Annotated in this window: 22 protein-coding genes; 15 read left to right on the top strand and 7 right to left on the bottom strand. The window is 75.4% G+C overall.

Annotated elements, in window-relative coordinates; genetic code table 11:
• Window positions 1–59: 59 nt before the first annotated feature.
• Window positions 60–926, top strand: a complete 867-nt coding sequence (locus tag ACIP5O_RS35835) for a D-alanyl-D-alanine carboxypeptidase family protein (protein ID WP_401301753.1) — start codon at window positions 60–62, stop codon at window positions 924–926.
• Window positions 927–1,007: 81 nt separating this feature from the next.
• Here ACIP5O_RS35835 and ACIP5O_RS35830 read toward each other — a convergent pair whose 3' ends face one another.
• Both ACIP5O_RS35830 and ACIP5O_RS35825 read right to left on the bottom strand, forming a co-directional pair.
• Complete coding sequence (locus tag ACIP5O_RS35830; RefSeq protein WP_401301718.1) at window positions 1,008–2,096, bottom strand: adenosine deaminase; 1,089 nt, start codon at window positions 2,094–2,096, stop codon at window positions 1,008–1,010.
• A gap of 81 nt (window positions 2,097–2,177) precedes the next feature.
• Entirely contained in the window at window positions 2,178–2,933 is a 756-nt protein-coding gene (locus ACIP5O_RS35825; RefSeq protein ID WP_401301715.1) for a GntR family transcriptional regulator, read from the bottom strand.
• A gap of 256 nt (window positions 2,934–3,189) precedes the next feature.
• Between ACIP5O_RS35825 and ACIP5O_RS35820 the strand changes: the two genes are divergently transcribed.
• Entirely contained in the window at window positions 3,190–3,552 is a 363-nt protein-coding gene (locus ACIP5O_RS35820) for a hypothetical protein (RefSeq protein WP_401301713.1), read from the top strand.
• 100 nt (window positions 3,553–3,652) lie between these two features.
• The gene (locus tag ACIP5O_RS35815; protein WP_401301710.1) at window positions 3,653–4,309 is read left to right on the top strand and encodes a GNAT family N-acetyltransferase; all 657 of its coding nucleotides are present in this window, start codon (window positions 3,653–3,655) and stop codon (window positions 4,307–4,309) included.
• Here ACIP5O_RS35815 and ACIP5O_RS35810 read toward each other — a convergent pair.
• Window positions 4,293–4,625, bottom strand: coding sequence for a DUF6204 family protein (locus ACIP5O_RS35810; protein ID WP_401301708.1), 333 nt, complete (start codon window positions 4,623–4,625; stop codon window positions 4,293–4,295). The two genes, ACIP5O_RS35815 and ACIP5O_RS35810, sit on opposite strands and share 17 nt — an antisense overlap.
• Before the next feature lie 236 nt (window positions 4,626–4,861).
• Between ACIP5O_RS35810 and ACIP5O_RS35805 the strand changes: the two genes are divergently transcribed.
• Complete coding sequence (locus tag ACIP5O_RS35805; RefSeq protein ID WP_401301706.1) at window positions 4,862–5,101, top strand: hypothetical protein; 240 nt, start codon at window positions 4,862–4,864, stop codon at window positions 5,099–5,101.
• A 52-nt stretch (window positions 5,102–5,153) separates the two neighbouring features.
• On the opposite strand, the gene ACIP5O_RS35800 is transcribed toward ACIP5O_RS35805, so the two are convergent.
• A complete protein-coding gene (locus ACIP5O_RS35800; protein ID WP_401301704.1) occupies window positions 5,154–5,990 on the bottom strand; it encodes a methyltransferase domain-containing protein in 837 nt (278 codons plus the stop codon).
• Window positions 5,991–6,080: 90 nt separating this feature from the next.
• Window positions 6,081–6,677, bottom strand: coding sequence for a GNAT family N-acetyltransferase (locus ACIP5O_RS35795; RefSeq protein WP_401301702.1), 597 nt, complete (start codon window positions 6,675–6,677; stop codon window positions 6,081–6,083).
• Between the two features lie 198 nt (window positions 6,678–6,875).
• Between ACIP5O_RS35795 and ACIP5O_RS35790 the strand changes: the two genes are divergently transcribed.
• From ACIP5O_RS35790 to ACIP5O_RS35780, 3 genes are all read left to right on the top strand, one after another.
• On the top strand, window positions 6,876–8,084 hold the full coding sequence (locus tag ACIP5O_RS35790) for a sulfite oxidase (protein WP_401301699.1): 1,209 nt from the start codon (window positions 6,876–6,878) through the stop codon (window positions 8,082–8,084).
• A gap of 209 nt (window positions 8,085–8,293) precedes the next feature.
• Window positions 8,294–9,526, top strand: a complete 1,233-nt coding sequence (locus ACIP5O_RS35785) for an aminotransferase class I/II-fold pyridoxal phosphate-dependent enzyme (RefSeq protein WP_401301698.1) — start codon at window positions 8,294–8,296, stop codon at window positions 9,524–9,526.
• Window positions 9,527–9,590: 64 nt separating this feature from the next.
• Window positions 9,591–10,613: an MBL fold metallo-hydrolase gene (locus ACIP5O_RS35780; protein ID WP_401301695.1), complete on the top strand. Its 1,023-nt coding sequence runs from the start codon at window positions 9,591–9,593 to the stop codon at window positions 10,611–10,613.
• Here ACIP5O_RS35780 and ACIP5O_RS35775 read toward each other — a convergent pair.
• Together ACIP5O_RS35775 and ACIP5O_RS35770 are read right to left on the bottom strand one after the other, a co-directional pair.
• Complete coding sequence (locus ACIP5O_RS35775) at window positions 10,593–11,339, bottom strand: DedA family protein (RefSeq protein WP_401301693.1); 747 nt, start codon at window positions 11,337–11,339, stop codon at window positions 10,593–10,595. The two genes, ACIP5O_RS35780 and ACIP5O_RS35775, sit on opposite strands and share 21 nt — an antisense overlap.
• The gene (locus ACIP5O_RS35770) at window positions 11,336–12,115 is read right to left on the bottom strand and encodes an MBL fold metallo-hydrolase (RefSeq protein ID WP_401301690.1); all 780 of its coding nucleotides are present in this window, start codon (window positions 12,113–12,115) and stop codon (window positions 11,336–11,338) included. The genes ACIP5O_RS35775 and ACIP5O_RS35770 overlap by 4 nt, the downstream gene beginning before the upstream one ends.
• Window positions 12,116–12,242: 127 nt before the next feature.
• Here ACIP5O_RS35770 and ACIP5O_RS35765 point away from each other — a divergent pair, with 127 nt between their 5' ends.
• The 8 genes from ACIP5O_RS35765 (at window position 12,243) to ACIP5O_RS35730 (ending at window position 17,949) form a co-directional block, all read left to right on the top strand.
• Entirely contained in the window at window positions 12,243–12,647 is a 405-nt protein-coding gene (locus tag ACIP5O_RS35765) for a recombinase family protein (protein ID WP_356545921.1), read from the top strand.
• Window positions 12,648–12,887: 240 nt separating this feature from the next.
• Window positions 12,888–15,011 (top strand): phage holin family protein, encoded by a 2,124-nt coding sequence (locus tag ACIP5O_RS35760; RefSeq protein WP_401301686.1) that lies wholly within the window; start codon window positions 12,888–12,890, stop codon window positions 15,009–15,011.
• Between the two features lie 393 nt (window positions 15,012–15,404).
• Window positions 15,405–15,782, top strand: a complete 378-nt coding sequence (locus ACIP5O_RS35755) for a hypothetical protein (RefSeq protein ID WP_401301684.1) — start codon at window positions 15,405–15,407, stop codon at window positions 15,780–15,782.
• A 61-nt stretch (window positions 15,783–15,843) separates the two neighbouring features.
• Complete coding sequence (locus ACIP5O_RS35750; RefSeq protein WP_401301681.1) at window positions 15,844–16,020, top strand: hypothetical protein; 177 nt, start codon at window positions 15,844–15,846, stop codon at window positions 16,018–16,020.
• A gap of 317 nt (window positions 16,021–16,337) precedes the next feature.
• Window positions 16,338–16,727 carry a hypothetical protein gene (locus tag ACIP5O_RS35745; RefSeq protein ID WP_401301679.1) on the top strand — a complete coding sequence of 130 codons (390 nt, stop codon included), beginning with the start codon at window positions 16,338–16,340 and terminating at the stop codon, window positions 16,725–16,727.
• 208 nt (window positions 16,728–16,935) lie between these two features.
• Complete coding sequence (locus ACIP5O_RS35740) at window positions 16,936–17,421, top strand: hypothetical protein (RefSeq protein WP_401301676.1); 486 nt, start codon at window positions 16,936–16,938, stop codon at window positions 17,419–17,421.
• 73 nt (window positions 17,422–17,494) lie between these two features.
• Window positions 17,495–17,707, top strand: a complete 213-nt coding sequence (locus ACIP5O_RS35735; protein WP_401301673.1) for a hypothetical protein — start codon at window positions 17,495–17,497, stop codon at window positions 17,705–17,707.
• Complete coding sequence (locus ACIP5O_RS35730) at window positions 17,707–17,949, top strand: hypothetical protein (RefSeq protein ID WP_401301671.1); 243 nt, start codon at window positions 17,707–17,709, stop codon at window positions 17,947–17,949. The genes ACIP5O_RS35735 and ACIP5O_RS35730 overlap by 1 nt, the downstream gene beginning before the upstream one ends.
• The last annotated feature ends 52 nt before the right edge of the window (window positions 17,950–18,001 follow it).

Genomic DNA, 18,001 nt, shown 5'->3' with positions numbered 1-18,001 from the left:
TGCGGACCCGGAAGGCATCGATCCAAGGGCAGAAGACTTTGAAGACTCCCACACTCGGGGTGCGCAGCGCCGTGACCGTCGCCTTCACGGCCTCGGCCGTCCTGGCCGGCGGCCTCTTCGCCGGCCAGGCGTACGCCGCGCCGGCCGTCCCGACGATCACCGCCCAGGGCGGTTTCGTCATGAACAACGGGACGGGCGCGACGCTGTACGGGAAGACCGCGGACACCCGCCGGTCGACCGGCTCCACCACGAAGATCATGACCGCGAAGGTGGTGCTCGCCCAGAAGGGCCTCAACCTCGACGCCAAGGTCACGATCGACAAGGCCTACAGCGACTACATCGTCGCCAAGAACGCCTCCTCGGCCCGGCTCATCGTCGGCGACAAGGTGACCGTCCGCCAGCTCCTCTACGGCCTCATGCTGCCGTCGGGCTGCGACGCCGCCTACGCCCTCGCCGACAAGTTCGGCACCGGCACCACCCGCGCGGCCCGGGTCAAGTCGTTCATCGGCAAGATGAACACCGAGGCCAAGAACCTCGGCCTGAAGAACACCCGCTTCGACTCGTTCGACGGCATAAGCAACGGGCAGAACTACTCGACCCCGCGCGACCTGACCAAGCTCGCGAGCAGCGCGATGAAGAACTCCACGTTCCGCACCGTCGTCGCGACGAAGTCCACGAAGCAGAAGGTCACCACGAAGACCGGTGGCTACCGGTACATGGAGTGGGCCAACACCAACAAGCTCCTGAGCACCTACAGCGGCGCGATCGGCGTGAAGACCGGTTCGGGCCCCGAGGCCAAGTACTGCCTCGTCTTCGCGGCCACCCGCAACGGCAAGACGGTCATCGGCACGGTGCTGGCCTCCTCCTCCGAGGCGAACCGGACGACCGACGTCAAGAAGCTGCTGGACTACGGCTTCGCGAAGTAGTCCAGGTGGGCGAAGCGGTACCGGAAGACCGGAGGGGCGGGCCGGCGCACCACGCTGCCGGCCCGCCCCTCCGGGCGCTCCTCAGAGCGCCGCGTACCCCGGGCGCACGACCTCGTCGATCAGCCGCCGCCGCTCCGGCAGCGGCAGGAACGCGGCCTCCAGGGCGGCGACCGTGAACTCCTCGAAGACCTCCGGGCCGTAGCCGAAGGCGTCCGCCACGTGCTGGAACTCCTCGCTCATGGTGGTGCCGGAGACCAGGCGGTTGTCCGTGTTGAGCGTGATCCGGAAGCCCAGGCGGCGCAGCTCGTCGATCGGGTGCGTGGCGTAGTCCTTCGCCGCGCCCGTCTGGAGGTTGGAGGTCGGGCAGACCTCCAGGGCGATGCGGTTGTCCCGGACGTACGAGGCGAGCCGGCCGAGCGTGCCGTCCTCGGCTATGTCGTCCGTGATCCGCACGCCGTGGCCGATCCGCTCGGTGCCGCAGACCTGCACGGCCTCGTGGATCGACTCCGCGCCGACGGCCTCGCCCGCGTGGATGGTGAAGTGGCAGTTCTCCCGCTTCAGGTGCTGGAAGGCGGGGAGGTGGCGGGCCGGCGGGTTGCCGATCTCGCCGCCCGCGATGTCGAAGCCCGCCACGCCGTTGTCCCGGTGCGCGACCGTGAGCCGCGCGATCTCCAGGGAGCGGTCCGTGTGGCGCATGCCGGTCAGCAGGGTGCGGACGGTGATGCGGCCGCCGGAGCGGCGCTCGCCCTCGCGGAAGCCGTCGTTGACCGCCTCGACGACCTCGTCGAGGGTGAGGCCGCCCTCCAGGTGCTGCTCGGGGGCGTAGCGGACCTCGGCGTAGACGACGCCGTCCGCCGCCAGGTCCTCGGCGCACTCGGCCGCGATGCGCACGAGCGCCTTGCGGGTCTGCATCACCGCGCAGGTGTGGGCGAAGGTCTCCAGGTACCGCTCCAGCGAGCCGGAGTCGGCGGCGTCCCGGAACCAGACCGCGAGCTCGGCCGGGTCCTCGGTGGGCAGCGCGGTGTATCCGCACTCGCGCGCCAGCTCGACGATGGTCGCGGGGCGCAGCCCGCCGTCGAGGTGGTCGTGGAGGACGGCCTTGGGGGCCCGCCGGATCCAGTCGGAGACGGGGGTGGCGGCGGACGCGGTGAGGTTGTCAGACAAGTGCATGGCGGGGAAGTGTACGCCACGGAGCGGGGGCGCGCTGTGACGCCCCCGACAGGGGGTGCGGCGGTCCCGGAGCCGGACCGCTCAGTGGGACTGCAGCACCGGCAGCGCGGGGGCGCCCGTCGGCAGCATGTGCTTGGCGGCCAGGACCGGGACCTCGCCGACCCGCACGACCTGGGTGACCAGAACGGCCGGGGTGTCGGCGGGGCGCCCGAGCTGGTCCCCGCGCCGCCGCCCGAGCAGCGTCGCCGTGATGCCGCTGTGCGCGCTCAGGGCCGTCTCGCGCGAGGCCCCGACCAGGGCCGAGAGCATGGAGACGGCGGGGCGTCCGTCGTCGTCCGTCTCCCGCAGGGCCCGCGCGAAGTCGGGGTGCACCCGGTCGAGGAGGTCGTCGGCCGCCGCCCACTCGTGGCTCAGGGCCGCCGCCGTGCCCTCCCCGGAGAGGACGGACTCCCAGAACCGCAGCTCGGCGCGGGCCGGGGCGAGCAGGTGCTGGGTGGTGAAGTCGGTCGGCTCCTCGACCGTCCGCAGGAGCGCCCGCACGCGGAGCGGGGTGCCCCCGCCGATCAGCTCCTCCAGCGGCTGGACCTGCTCGAAGCCGCGCCGGGGCGGGCGGTCGTTCACGGTCCGGCCGACCCCGCGCCGCACGGTGAGGACGCCGTCCTCCTGGAGCAGCAGCAGCGCCTCGCGCAGGGCGGGCCGGCTCACGCCCAGCTCGGCGGCGAGCTTCGGCTCGGAGGGGAGCGTGGACCCCGGCGGATAGGTGCCGTCGTGGACGGCGTCCGCGATCCGCTCGTAGAGCGCCACGACCGGCCGCCGTCGCTGTCCGCTGACCGCCACGGCCCCTCCTCTTCTCGTTGTCGGCCTCGTCCCGGCACCACCGTAGTCGGGTCACGCTGTCTGACAAGTCACCCGTACGGCTCTTCCCACCGTCACGATGGGCCCTCGATCCCCCCATTCTGGACGGACGGCACGGCGGTACGACGAGGAGAGGCCCTGAATCGATGAGTCCCAAGGATCCCCAGGACAGGGAGCGGACGGCGGGTGCGGGAGCGCCCCCGTCCGACGGGACGCCCGTGCCCGCCCGGAGGCGGAAGTGAGGCGGGCCGCCGTCGTCGGCGCGGGCGCGCTCCTCGCGCTCGCGGCCGTCGCCGCGACCTCGGCGGAGGAGACCTCCGGGGTCGGGACCGGGGCCGGGGACGACGCGGAGGAACGGACGGTGCCGGACTTCCTGGGCCTGGGACTGTGGCGGGTCTTCACCCGTCTCGACCGCCGGACCCGGCTCGACGTCCACGACGTGAGCGGGCGGGACCGGAGGGTGCTCTGGCCCTCGCGCTGGCAGGTCTGCACCCAGTACCCGGCGGCGGGTGCGGACCTCGACCGGCGGACCACCGTCATGATCGGGGTCGTCCGCCGGGGCGAGACCTGCCCGCCCCGCGTCCGCACGGCCCGCCGCTGACCGTCCTGCGCGCGTACGGCCGGCCCGGGCTCGCACGGCCCGCACCCGTACGGCCCGCCGTCGGCCGATTCCGTGCGGCCGTCCCGCATAACCTGACCGCATGTCCGACGTCCCGAGTCCGTACCCCTCCGCCCCGCGTCCGCATCCCTCCACCCCTGGCCCGTCCTCCGGGAGCCCCGGCCCGTACCTCGCCCTCGGCCCCCGCGTGGGTCTGCGGTCCTTCTCGCACGGCGACGCCGGCGAGTTCACCGCGCGGGCCCGCGAGAGCCGGGAGCTCCACCGGCCGTGGCTGTTCCCGCCGTGCACGCCCGAGGCGTACGCCGCCTACGCCGGGGCGCTCCTCGGCGACCCGGCGCGCGCCGGGTTCCTGGTGTGCGAGCGCGCGGAGGGCGGCCGGATCGCCGGGTTCGTCACCGTCAACAACATCGTCCGCGGCGCCTTCCGCAGCGGGACCCTCGGCTACGGCGCCTTCGCGCACGCCGCCGGGCGCGGTCTGCTCACCGAGGCCCTGGGCCTGGTCCTGCAGCACGCCTTCGGACCCCTCGACCTGCACCGCCTGGAGGCGAACGTCCAGCCCGGCAACGCGGCCTCCCGCGCCCTCGTCCGCCGCGCCGGCTTCCGCCTGGAGGGGTTCTCGCCCGCGATGCTGTTCATCGACGGCGCCTGGCGCGACCACGAACGCTGGGCGATCACGGCACCCGCGACCGCCCCGGAGCCCGCGGCGCGAACGCGCGACGGCCTCAGCGCTTGCGGTTGATCTTCATCGTGTCGAGGTCCGTCACGGTCGAGCGCAGCCCCTTGTACCCGTGGCCCAGCTCCCCGAGCGCCGTCTCCACCCGGTCCTCCGCGAGCGCGCCCGCCATCTCCTCGCCGTCCTCGGCGTCGGAGACGACGACCAGGCGGTACGAGAAGTGCTTCAGCGTCCGGTCGTAGGTCAGCGAACCCTCCTCCGTGAACTGCATCGCCGTCAGGCCGTGGTCGTCCGCCTCGGCGAGCAGCCGGGACCGGCTCTCCTCCGACAGACCGTCGAACGTGCCGCGCACGATGACCCGGTAGGTGTGCTGCGTGCCCATTCCTCGTACTCCCTGTGTCACGGGTGCCACTGCTCCCGGCGCGCCACGGCGGTGCGCCGACCCGTCACCGTACGACGACGGGCACCCGCGCCGCCCGGAATATCCGACCGCGCCACCGGCCGCCCCGCCGGACCTCCCCACCATGCCGCCCCGCCCGGCCCCTTTGCCGAATCCCCGACGCCGAGAACCCCTGGTCAGGACCGGCCCCGGCGTGTTCCACGGGCGATGGCCTGGCCGTGGCCGACCGGGAGGACGGGCACCCGGAGCGGGCCGCCGAGCGGTTCGCCGAGGCCTTCACCGACCACGAAACCGGTCGCGCGGGCTCAGACAGCTCCGCCGGCTCCGGCGGGGCGGAAGCGGTGACCGCCGCCCTCGGCCGCGAGGCCGTGACGGCGCTGCTCGGCGAGCTCTGGGCACGGGCCACCGGCGAACCCCTGCCGGGCGCCTACGAGTTCCGGATGCGGCCGAACCCGTGATCCGGTACGGGGGCGGGGTGCCCCGTACGGGGGCCCGCCTCCCGGACGGCCGTCAGGACACCCGGCACAGGACCTCGCCGTGCGGGACCATGAACCAGGCGTCCTCCCGCGCCCCCCACTCCCGCCAGGCCTCCGCGATCGCCGACAGCTCCCCGGCGGTCGCGTGGCCGCCGGAGACGGCCAGGTCCGCGTAGCCGGAGTCGGTCGTGCGGTCCGCCCACAGGCCGCTCCACCAGGCCCGCTCCTCCGGGGTGGCGAAGCACCAGGTGCCGGCGGTCGCCGTGACGTCCGTGAAGCCGGCCCGCCGGGCCCAGGAGTACAGGCGCCGTCCCGCGTCCGGCTCGCCGCCGTTGGCGCGCGCCACCCGGCGGTACAGGTCCAGCCACCCGTCCAGGGCGGGCGCTTCGGGGAACCAGGCGAAGGCCCCGTAGTCGCTGTCCCGGGCCGCGACGATCCCGCCGGGGCGGCACACCCGCCGCATCTCGCGCAGCGCCCGGACCGGGTCCCCGACGTGCTGGAGCACCTGGTGGGCGTGGACGACGTCGAAGGAGTCGTCGGGGAAGTACAGGGCGTGCACGTCGGCCACGGCGAACCGGACGTTCTCCAGGCCGCGTCCGTCCGCGACGGCGCGGGCCTCCGCCAGGACGTCCTCGGCGGCGTCGACCCCGGTCACGCGGCCCGGAGCGACCAGCGCGGCCAGGTCGGCGGTGATGGTGCCGGGCCCGCAGCCCACGTCCAGGACGTCCAGTCCCGCCCGCAGCTCGGGCAGCAGGTAGGCCGCGGAGTTGGCGGCGGTCCGCCAGCTGTGCGAGCGCAGGACCGACTCGTGGTGACCGTGGGTGTAGACGGCGGTCTCGCGGGCCGCGGACGGTGTGGAGGCGTGCGTCATGGAACCGACTCCCTCGATGTGGGTGGATGCCCCCACCGTATGCGTCTCGACCGAATGATGAGATGGGCGTCTTGAGATGTGGACATCGTCTCACTTCAACAGGTCCCGCCGGTAACGGAGTTTCTCCAGGACGAGCCCGCCCGTCTCCTCCCACGCGGCTTCGCCGTCCGGCCGCCAGCCCGCCGCCTCGTAGAACCGCCGGGCCCGCCCGTTCCCCGCGAACACCCACAGCCCCGCCGAGCGGAAACCGGCCGCCGCGAGCGCCCCGGTGGTCGCGGACAGGAGCGCCCGGCCGACCCCCGTGCCCCAGACCTCCGGCAGGGCGTACAGCGCCGCCAACTCGGCCGTGGGCGCGGGGTCGAACCCCTCGCCCGGCCAGGGGCGGAAACAGGCGAAGGCGACCGGCCGCCCGTCCCCGGCGTCCCCCTTCCCGCTCCCGGCGTCTCCGCCTCCTCTCCCGGCGTCTCCGCCCCCGCCCCCGCCGTCTCCCTCCCCTTCCGTCGCGAGCAGCACGGTGGGCCGGTCCGGGGCCGTGAGGCGGGCGCGCCAGACGGCGGCGCGCTCCTCCACGTCCAGGCCCTCCAGGTACGGGCGGGGGAGCAGTTCGCGGTAGGCGGCCCGCCAGGACAGCACGTGCACGGCGGCGAGGGCGGCCGCGTCCCCGGGAAGCGCTTCACGTATCGGCATGCCGTGCATTCTGCGCCCGACCCCCTCCCGCCGACCTCGCATTTTCCGGCCCCCGCCGGAGATCGCGCTCACGTCTGCCAGGCCCCGCCGGAGCCTCTGTGACAGCCCTGTGAACGGGCCGTTCGAACGCGCCCCGCGCCCCTAGGATCGGCGCGCCGCCCGTTCGGCCGTCCCCCCTTCCTTCCGCCGAGGAGACCCGTGCCGTACTCGCCCGTGCCCGCCCGACGCTCCCTCCTGAAGCTGCTCGCCGCGAGCCCGGCGGTCTCCGCCCTCGGCGGGCTCGCCGCCGCGGCCCCCGCGCGGGCGGCGACCGAGGGCCCCACCGCGCCCGGGATCGTCAAGGCGCTCCCCGCCGAGCACTTCACCGTCCGGGGAACCAACGCCGAGGCGCGGTTCGACGCCCTCGCGGACACCGGGTACCTCACCCCCGCCGACCGCTTCTTCGTCCGCAACCACACCTCCACCCCGGTCCTCGACGCCCGCGACTGGCGCCTGACGCTCTGGGGCGACGGCCTCCACGGCCGCCGGTCCGTCCACTTCACCTACGGGCAGCTGCGCGACCTGCCGTCCGTCACCCGGACGGCCCTCATCGAGTGCGCCGGCAACGGCCGCAGCTTCTACCCGAGCCAGCAGGGCGAGGCCGTCACCGGCACCGCCTGGACCCTGGGCGCCGTCGGGGCCGCCCGCTGGCGCGGCGTCCGCCTCGCCGACGTGCTCCGGCGCGCCGGGATCGCCCGCGACGCCGTCGCCGTCCAGCCGCGCGGCCTCGACGACCCGTACGTCTCCGGCGGCGTCGACCACGGCCGGGTGCGCCGCCCCCTGCCGCTCGCCAAGGCCCTGGACGACGTGATCCTCGCGTACGAGATGAACGGCGAGCCCCTCCCGTACGACCACGGGCACCCCGTCCGGCTCGTCGTGCCGTCCTGGATCGGCATCGCCTCCATCAAGTGGCTCGGCGACATCGAGGTCTCCACCAGCCCCCTGGCCTCGCCCTGGTCCACCGACTGGTACCGGCTCTTCGGCGACGCCCACCCCGAGGGCGGCAGCGCCCCGCTCGGCCGCCAGACCCTCAAGTCCGGCCACCAGCTCCCCTTCGGTGCCGTCCTGGAGGCCGGCCGCGTCCACCGGCTGACCGGCCGCGCCTGGTCCGCCCTCGCCCCCGTGCGGAAGGTGGAGGTCTCCATCGACGGCGGCGCCCGCTGGCGCCCGGCCCAGCTCCACGACGCGCCCCGGCGCGACGGCTGGGTCCGCTGGAGCGCCCCGTGGCGCCCGCACCGCGGCGGCCCGGTCACCCTGCTCTCCCGCACCACCGACGCCGCCGGCAACGTCCAGCCCGAGCGGGCCGTCCACAACACCCAGGGCTACCTCTTCAACGCGGTCGTGCGCCACCCCGTCACCGTCGTCTGAGCCGCCCGGGAAAGGCGCCCGTCCCGTCACCGCCGCCCGAGCCGCCCGGGAAAGGCGCCCGTCCCGTCACCGCCGCCCGAGCCGCCCCGGGAAGGTGCCCGTCCCGTCCCCCGGAGCGGCTCCAGAAGCGGCGGAACCGTGCGAACCTCCGTATAAAGGGCACGAGGGTGCCGTGCCCGGCGCCCCCGTGCGCTCAGGAGGTACGGGACATGCCGCAGAAGGCTCCGGAAGGGCGCGGCCCGGTGCGCTACGGTCCCCCCGCCCCCGACACCGGCCTGCCCGTCCCGCCCGTGCTCGCCGGCCTCCTCTCCGCCGCCGCCGGACGCACCGACCCCGAGCCGCCCGGCGGCGGCCCCGTCCTGCGCGAGGCCGCCGCCGGACACTGGTGGCGCCGGGGCCTGCGCACCCACCCCGAGGACGTGGTGGCCGCCCCCGGCGCCCCCGCCCTCCTCCTGGCCCTGGTGGCCGCCCACGGCGGCGACCTCCTGCTGCCCCGGCCCTGCCCCGCCTGGTGGGCCCCGCAGGCCCGGCTCCTGGGCCGCCCCGCGTACCACGTGCCCACCCCCGCCGAGTGCGGCGGCGTCCCCGACCCGTACGCCCTCCTGGAGACCGTCCGGCGGATCCGCGCCGAGGGCGGCCACCCCCGCGTCCTGCTGCTCTCCGTCGCCGACGACCCCACCGGCACCGTCGCCCCGCCCGAACTCGTCCTCGAGGCCTGCGAGGCCGCCGTCGCCGAGGGCCTCCACGTCGTCAGCGACGAGACCTGGCGCGACACCCGCCACGACCCGCACGACACCGTCCTCGTCAGCCCCGCCGAGATGTGCCCGGACGACGTCACCGTCCTCAGCGACCTCGGCGGCGCGCTCACCCCCGCCGCCTGGTCCTGCGCCGTCGCCCGCTTCCCGCCCACCGACCCCTCCCGCGCCGACCGCTGGACCGACCCCCGCGCCCGCGTCCTCGACGTCCTCACCGCCCTCGGCTCCGTCGTCCCCGGCCCCCTGGTGCCCGCCCTCGCCCACGCCCTCGACGAACCCGAGGACGTCACCGCGCCGGCCCGGCGCGCGGCCGCCGTCCACGGGCGCCTCGCCCGGGCCGCCCACCACGCGGTCCTCGCCGCCGGAGCGCTCTCCCTGCCCCCGCAGGCCGGCCGCCACCTCTACGCCGACCTCGGACCGCTGCGGGCCGGCCTCGCCGCCCGGGGCGTCACCGACTCCCTGGAACTGGAGAGCCTCCTCACCGAACGGCTCGGCGCCCCGGCGGCGGGCGGCCACCGCTTCGGCGACGAACTCGGCGCCCTGCGGGTCCGCTTCGGCACGCGCATGTTCCTGGGGACCTCGGGGGAGGAGCGGACCGAGGCCCTCGGGGCCGAGGACCCCCGGGAACTCCCCCGGGTGGCCCGGGCCCTCGCGGACTTCGGCGCGGCGCTGGAGGAACTCCGGTGATCCCGGCAGCGCGCCGACGTCCCACGAGCCCGCCATGAAGCGCCGAGCGGAACGGAGCCCGCAGATGACCGAACGGACGGCAGCCGCCCCGTACGAGACCGACCGTGCCGCAGTCCCCGCACGCCCCCTCCAGCCCGTCGGCCGACTGCGCCACGACTGGCCCCGCACCTTCGTCGACCGGCTCACCGCCCCCCTGCCCGGCGTCCGGTCCATGGCCCGCTTCGCCCGCGAGGGCGCCGTACGGCCCCGCCCCGAGGGGCTCCGCGACATCCCCCTGCTGCCGTTCGAACCCGGCCCGCCGCCGCCCGCCGGACCCGACACCCTCGCCGTCACCTGGGCCGGGCACGCCAGTTGGGTGGTGCGGATCGGCGGCCTCACCGTCCTCACCGACCCGGTCTGGTCCCGCCGCATCCTCGGCACCCCCGCCCGGATCACCCCCGTCGGCGTCCGCTGGGAGGACCTGCCGCCCGTCGACGCCGTCGTCATCAGCCACAACCACTTCGACCACCTCGACGCCCCCACCCTGAAGCGGCTGCCCCGGGACACCCCCGTCTTCGTCCCGGCCGGCCTCGGCCGCTGGTTCACCCGCCGCCGGTTCAGCCGGGTCACCGAGCTCGACTGGTGGGAGGCGGCCGAACTCGACGGCGTGCGCTTCGACTTCGTCCCCGCCCACCACTGGTCCAAGCGCACCCTCCTGGACACCTGCCGCTCCCTGTGGGGCGGCTGGGTGCTCACCGACCGCTCCGGACACCGCGTGTACTTCGCGGGGGACACCGGATACGGCCACTGGTTCGCCGAGATCGGCCGCCGCCACCCCGGCATCGACCTGGCGCTGCTCCCGATCGGCGCCTACGACCCGCGCTGGTGGCTCCGCGACGTCCACACCGACCCCGAGGAGGCCGTCCAGGCCCATCGCGACCTGGGGGCCCGGCGGATGGCGCCCATGCACTGGGCCACCTTCGTCCTCTCCTCCGAGCCCGTCCTCGAACCGCTCACCCGGGTCAGAGCCGCCTGGCAGCGCGCCGGACTCGCCCGCGAGGACCTGTGGGACCTGCCGATCGGCGGCTCACGGGTGCTCGTGCCGTGACCCGCCCGGCCCGCCGGGAAACCCCGTGCCGGAGCCGGAGCCGGAGCCGGAGCCGGAGCCGGGGTCGCCCGCCGCCCCCGCCGCCGGGGCCCCGGGCCGCGCCCCGCGCACCCGCCGCCACAGCCCCGGGACCGCGCTGACGAGCACCGTCAGGACCACCGCCGCCACGACCCCCTGCCACGGCTCCGGGAAGAGCGAACCGCCCAGGATCCCGATCAGCTGGTACGTCGCCGCCCACGCCAGACAGGCCGCCACGTCCCCCCGGACGAAGCGGCGCAGCGGCACCTCCGCGAGCAGGCACGCCAGCATCACCGGGATCCGGCCCGCCGGCACCAGCCGGGACAGGACGAGCACCGACACCTGGTGCGTGTCGAGCCGCTCCCGCGCGTGCGCGAGCCGCTCCGGCGTGACCCGGCCCTCCAGGGCGGCCAGCCACCGCGAGCCCTTGTCGGAGTGCACTCCGCGCCGCCCCAGCCAGTACAGCGCCGCGTCCCCGAGGCACGCGGCGAACGCCGCCACCAGGAAGACGAAGAGCAGCGACAGCGCCGAGGTCCGGTGGAACGCCACCACCGCCGCCGAGCTGACGATCGCACCCGTCGGCACCACCGGCACCAGCGCGCCGAGCGCCACGAGCAGGAACAGCGAGGGATAGCCGACCGCCTGCTGCGTGGACTCCGGCGGCAGCTCGCGCACCACCGTGACGAACCGGGCGATCCCGTCGATCACCGGGCGACCTCCGGCCGCACCCGCTCACCGTGCCCGAGCAGGTGCACCGCCACCTTCGGCGCCAGCCGCGCCGCGTGCCGGACGAACTCGTCCCCGGGGGAGTGGAACTCGTGCGGCCGGACCCCGTCGAGCCCGATCGGCCAGTACGTGCCGTAGTGCACCGGCACCGCCGCCGCCGGGGACAGCTCCGCGAGCGCCTCGGCGGCCCGGCCCGCGTCCAGGTGGCCGGGCCCCAGGTACGGCCCCCAGCCGCCGACCGGGAGCAGCGCCACGTCCACCGGGCCGACCGCCTCCGCCATGCCGTCGAAGAGGCCGGTGTCCCCGGCGAAGTACGTCCGCGCCCCGCCCTCGACCACGTACCCGAGCGCCGGCGCCCGGTGCGGTCCCACGGGCAGCCGCCGTCCGTCGTGGCGCGCGGGGACGGCCCGTACCGTCACGCCCTCCACCGTCACCTCGTCGCCCGCCTCCACCTCGGTGAGCCGCAGCCCGGAGCGCTCCAGGCGGCGCAGCCCCGGCACGGCGGCGGGGGCCCCGCGCGGCACCAGGAGCCGTGTCCCGGGCGCGAGCCGCGCGAGGGACGGCAGGTGGAGGTGGTCGGAGTGCAGGTGCGAGACGAGGACCGCCTCGGCGGCCGCGGCCTCGGGCGGCGGCGGGGCGCCGCGACGGCGCCGCAGGTGGGCGAGCCGCCGCGCGAACAGCGGATCGGTGAGGAAGCGGACCCCGGAGTCCTCGACCGTGCAGGTCGCGTGACCCCACCAGGTGACCTCCACCGGCATGCCGCCTTCCGTCCGTCGTCCGTCCGTTCCGTGCCCCCGCGCCCTCCGTACCCCCGTAACGAGGGTAGATGTCCGGAGCGTGCCCCGGAGGATGTTCGGTCGCGTCTTCCCGCAGTAGGGTCCCTCCATGGACGACGTTCGGGTGGCGGCGATCGCCAGCCTCACCCCGCTCGAAGAGCTCGACAGCGAACCCTTCCTCGTCGACACGCGCGGCCAGCACGCGGTGTGCGCGCGCTGGGCCGAGGACAAGGGGTACGTGATCGCCCGCCAGCTGCTGTTCTACGGCATCCGGCCCGACCACGAGGCGCTGTGGGCGGACGTGGAGGCCGGCGCGGTCGACCTCTTCGTCGCGGCCAGCGAACGGGTCCTCGCCCGCGCGCTGACCTCCGTGACCGGCTTCCGCGCCGAGTGCGAGCGGCGCGGGGTGCGCCTGGAGACGGTCTGTCCCGACGAGCCGGTGTACGACGCGGCGGCCAAGGCCGGGGTGCACCGGCGGCTCTCGATGCCCACCGCCGGGTACGACGGCTCCTGACCCCGCCGGGCCCCGCCCGCCTTCCTCCGGTCCCGCCGTGGGCGTTGTGACACGCTTGGGGCAGGAAACGGCTGAAAGGCGAGGCGGACGAAAGGCGAGGCGGGCGTGGGTGACGGGCGAGGGGGCGGCGCCGACCGCCGACGATCCGCGGAGGACCGGCGGTCCACGAAGGGCCGATGGTCCGACAGGAGCCGGCGGTCCACGAAGGGCTGGCGGTCCGCGGGAGGCGCGCTGGGGCGCGTGATCGCGGTCTGGGCGGTGTCCACGCTCACCCTGCTCCTCCTCGCGGGGCTGCTCCCCGACTTCCAGCTCCAGTCCCCCGACGGGGACAGCCTCACCCGCACCGCGATCACCGCCGCCTGGGCGGCCGGCGCCTTCGGCCTGCTCGGCGCCCTCGTCTGGCCGCTCCTCGTCCGGGCCCTGCTCCTCGTCCCGGCCCTCGTCCTCGGCCTGCTCGGCTTCTTCATCAACGGTTCGCTGCTGCTCGTCGCGCTCTGGGTCACCCCCGACGGGCGCGGCGCCGCCGACCCCGAGACCGCCGTCGTGGTCGCGGCCGTCATGTCCGCCGTCGCCTCCGCCACCTCCACCGGCCTCGCCGTCCGCGACGACGACGCCTACCGGCGCCGCCTCTACCGGCTCACCGGCCGCACCCGGCCCCGCGACCCCGGCGACTCGGCGGAGGCCGTCCCCGGCACGGTCTTCCTCCAGCTCGACGGCGTCGGCCACCGCGTGCTGCGCGACGCCGTCGCCGACGGCCTCATGCCGACCGTCGCGGCCTGGCTGGAGTCCGGCCACCGGCTCACCCCCTGGCGCACCGACTGGTCCAGCCAGACCGGCGCCAGCCAGCTCGGCATCCTGCACGGCTCCAACGAGGACGTGCCCGCCTTCCGCTGGTACGAGAAGGACACCGGCCGGCTCATGGTGTCCAACCGCCCGGCCAGTGCCGTCGAACTCCAGCGGCGGGCGGTGCGCCGCACCGGCGACGGCGGCCTCCTCACCTTCGACGGGGCCTCCCGGGGCAACCTCTTCAGCGGCGGCGCCGAACAGGTCGCCCTCGTCCTGTCGGTGGCCGCCCGGCGCGGTCGGCGCAACCGCTCCCGGGCCGGCTACTTCGCGTACTTCTCCGACCCGGCCAACGCGGTCCGCACCGCCGGGTCGTTCGTCACCGAGTGCGTCCGCGAGGCGTGCCAGTCGACGCGGGCGCGGCTGCGCCGCGAGACCCCCAGGATCTCGCGCGGCGGCACGTACCCCTTCGTCCGCGCCTTCGCGACGGTGGTGGAGCGGGACGTGGTGGTCGCGGCGGTGATGGGGGACATGCTGGCGGGCCGGACCGCCGTCTACGCCGACCTCGTGGCGTACGACGAGGTGGCCCACCACTCCGGGCCGCACGGCCGGGACACCGACCAGGTCCTGCGCCGCCTCGACCGCGCGGTCGCGCTGATCGCGGACGTCGCCGAGCACGCCCCGCGCCCGTACCGGATCGTGCTCCTCTCCGACCACGGGCAGAGCCCCGGCGACACCTTCGAGTCGGTGTACGGCCTCACGCTCAAGGACCTGGTCAGGGCCGGGTGCGGGCTGCCCGTGCCGCGCCGGGTACGGCGCACCCGCAGCGGTTCGGAGGCGCGGGACGCGGCCAGGGACGCGCTGCGCAGCGCGCTGCACCGGCCGGTCGACGAGGGCGACGAGACCGCGCGGGAGCTGCCCGCCAAGCCCTCCGAACCGGTGGTCCTCGCCTCCGGCAACCTCGGTCTCGTCTCCTTCCCGGACGTGCCGCACCGGATGACCCGGGAGGAGATCGACCGGCGCCACCCGGCCCTGCTCCGCACCCTCGCCCACCACCCGGGCGTCGGCTTCGTCCTCGTGGCGAGCGCCGAGCACGGCTCGGTGGTCCTGGCCGGCGACGGGACCGAGGTCCCGGTCGCCGAGCTGACCGACGACGGGCCGCTGGCCGTGTTCGGGCCGGGCGCGGCGCGGGCCGTGCGGCGCACGGACGGCTTCCCGCACGTCGCGGACATCATGGTCAACTCCATGTACGACCCCGGGACCGGCGCCGTGCACGCCTTCGAGGAGCAGATCGGCTCGCACGGCGGCCTCGGCGGCGAGCAGTCGGAGCCCTTCCTGCTCTCGCCGCCGGACCTCTCGCCGCCGGTCGGGGAGGACGGGGAGCTGATCGGCGCGGAGCAGGTCCACCGGGTGCTGCGCCGCTGGCTGCGGGAGGCCTCGGGCCCCCAGGTGCCGGTGGACGCGCCCGCCGTTCCGGCGGTTCCGGGACGACCGGAAGCGGGCCCGCCGGTCGGAGGCCCGATCCACGACACCCTCGCCGGACCCGTCCACGAGCCGGTCGCACGGGACGAGAAGCACTGATCCGGCCGTGACCGCCGGGCAGGCGGAGCCCGGGGACCGCGCAGGGCCTGTCCGGCGGACCAGGGCCGCGACCCCGACCATGATCCACCCTGACACCCCAGGGGGTGTCTTGTCGATCATGCCGGGCTCGCGGCGCCCGGCACCGCTCCCCCGTAGCCCTTCGGGCACGGGGGCACCCCCAGCCGCGTTGTCGTCACTCGCCACGGTCCCCCGTAGCCCTTCGGGCACGGGAGGTGCCCCCACCGCGTCGACTCCCTCCTCCGCCTTGCGACGCACGGCACCGGACGCCGCTCCCTGATCCGGCCCGATCGACAAGACACCCCCTGGGCCGCCCGGGTGGATCTCGGCCCCCGGGCGCCGCGCCGGGACCCGTGCGGGGCAGTACGGATCTCCGTGAGCCCCGCGCCCGAGCCGACCGCAGTGCCCGCCGCCCCGGTGGGCCGCCGGGCGCGCCCGGGCCGCCGCCGCTGGGTCGTCCTCCTCCTGGTCCTCACCGCGCTGTTCGGCGCAGGGGCCCCGGCGCTGCTCTCCGGCGCCTCCCCGCTCCCCGCGGCCGCCGCCCCCGTCTCCGACCCGGGCGGCGAGACCCACGACCAGGCCGCCACCGACACCGCGCTCCCCGGCCGTACCCGACGGCACCGCACCGGCCTGCGACCCACCGGGACCCGGCGCCGCCCCCGTACACACCGGAGGCGCCGACGCGACCCGCTCCCCGCCCCCGTCCCCGCCTCGCGCGCGGACACGCTCCGGTGCGTGGTGATGCGCTGCTGAGGGGTCCGCGCCCCCGGCAGTCCCCCCATCACCCACCCTTCGCACCGCGAGGAGCTCCACCATGCCCGTCGATCCGTTCGCCGTCCTCCACGCCCTGATGCGGGCCGAGGCCTCCCGGTCCCGGCGCACCGCCCGGACCGCGCCCGAACCCGGCGCCCAGGCACCGGAATCCGCCCCGGCCCCGGCACCCGCCCCCGCTCCGGAACCGCCCACGTCCCGGAACGAATCCGTCCGCTGACACCCGGGAACGGCCCGACGCGGGTCCCGGCGACATCCGGCGCGCGGACCGGTGTCCGGAGGCGCGAGGACGATCCGACGACCTCGGCCGACCGGAACACCGGCCCCGATCGGTCCGCCGGACCCGCGTCCGGCCCGGGCCCCGCCCCGGTGCCGGCCCCCGCCGCCCGCCGCTGCCCGCCCCCCCCGCATTACCTCCGGCGTCATCGACCCCCCGCTCGCCGCCCGGCATGCTCGGGGACACCGGAACCCGGGCGGCGCACTCCGTCCGGGCTCCGGGCCCACCACCCGCACGAACGCCCCGGAAGGTGATCCGCCATGTCCCAGGCCCCGCTCGCCGGACTCGCCCGCACCACCCGCCCCCGCACGGCGCTGCGCCGCTTCCTCGCCCTCGACGCCGTCGTCACCGGGGCCAACGGCGTCGCCTACGCCACCGCCTCCCGCCCCCTCGGCGAACTCCTCGGGATCGACGCGGACCTGCTGCTCGAACTCGGCCTGTTCCTGGTCGTGTTCGCCGCCGGAGTCGCCTGGCTGGCGAGCCGCCCGCAGCCCCCGGCGCCCGCCGTGAAGCTGGTCGTCGACGCCAACCTCCTGTGGGCCGCCCTGAGCGTCGTCGCCCTGGTGGCCTGGCTGGACCCGACCACCGCCGGCCTGGTGTGGACACCGCTCCAGGCGGCCACCGTCGCCGGGTTCGCCGTCCTCCAGTGAGCTGCCGCCAACCTGAATTCGCAGGTCAAAGGGCTGGTGTGGTCGGTCCTCGGGGTGCTCGTGCTGGTCGTGGGCGGGAGCCCATCGAGGAGATCGTCTGACAGGGGTCGGGGTTGGCTCTGAAACGGAGTCAGGGGCGGGGCTCTGGCCCGTGCGCCTGGGCTGGGGGCGCAGTCCGCTGCTGGCCAGCGCATGAGATCCTGGCCCAGTGCTCCTGAACGATCTCTCCGGCAGTGTCGACCTCTGCCCCGTGCGCTATCAGTTCGCCGCCGTTCGGGGCGACTCGTACGACGACAACTGGCTGGTCGTTGAGGGCACGGTGGCGACTTCTGAGGGAAAGTGGTCCTTCGCCGATCCGTGTCTGCTTACCGATGAGGCCCGTCAGGTGTCCGCGTGGCTGCGCGCGGTGGCCGCAGGGACGGTGGACGTCACCGAACCTGATGCCGAAGGCGAGCTGTCGCCGGACACGTGGTTCATCGAGCCGGTCGTGGCTTTCAGCCTCGCCCATCGAATCGAGAGCGGGACCGCGGTGATCCGCGTTCATCTGTCTCTGGAGGCGGCACCTCCGTGGCAACAGGGTGATGACGGGGCTGACATCTACCAGTACGTCGTGGAGGTCAGGTTGGATACCGCAACGCTGCTGCGCGCGGCTGACGAGTGGGACCGCTCGCTGGCTTCCCTTCCGTCCCGCTGATCCAGCCACCCGACACTCCCCGGACAACCGATTCCTACCTGCTGGGGTCAAGTGCCCCTCTACGAGCCGGTGCATGCTGGATCCCGAGTTGCTGGAACGGATCACCGCGCGGCTTGCGGAGCTGGACGAACTCGAAGAGCAGCTGGCCAAACAGCTGGTGGAAGTGCGGGCCGAGCGGGACGAACTTGCCGTCGCCGAGTGCGTCCTTGAACGGATGACCGGGCAGCTCGCCGAGGAACGCGCCTCCAACAGACCGGTGCCCGGGCAGGTGGCTGGCGGGCGGTGATGCTGATCCCGCACCGCGAACCGGGCATGGAAGAGGGCGCGCTCCCGTGGGACTGCCAGCGCATCATCGCCGCCGTGCGGCAGGCCGCCGGACCGGTTATGGCCCGCGAGGTCGGCGAGGTGGTGGGGGTGGACGTCAGCGTGAAGGCCAAACTGGAACCACTGCGCAGCAAGCTGGTCAGACTCGTCGACCGCGGCTGGCTGCGCAAACTGCCCGACGGCCGGTTCACCGCCCGCCTGTGACCAGGAGCACCGCCACGATCAGGAGTACCGTCACGCTGAGCCGCTCGACACG

This window comes from Streptomyces sp. NPDC088915, from assembly GCF_044749825.1.
In the GTDB taxonomy this organism is placed as follows: Bacteria; Actinomycetota; Actinomycetes; order Streptomycetales; family Streptomycetaceae; genus Streptomyces.
The sequence above is the reverse complement of the archived record's forward strand: the minus strand, read 5'-3'. Positions and strand labels throughout refer to the sequence as shown.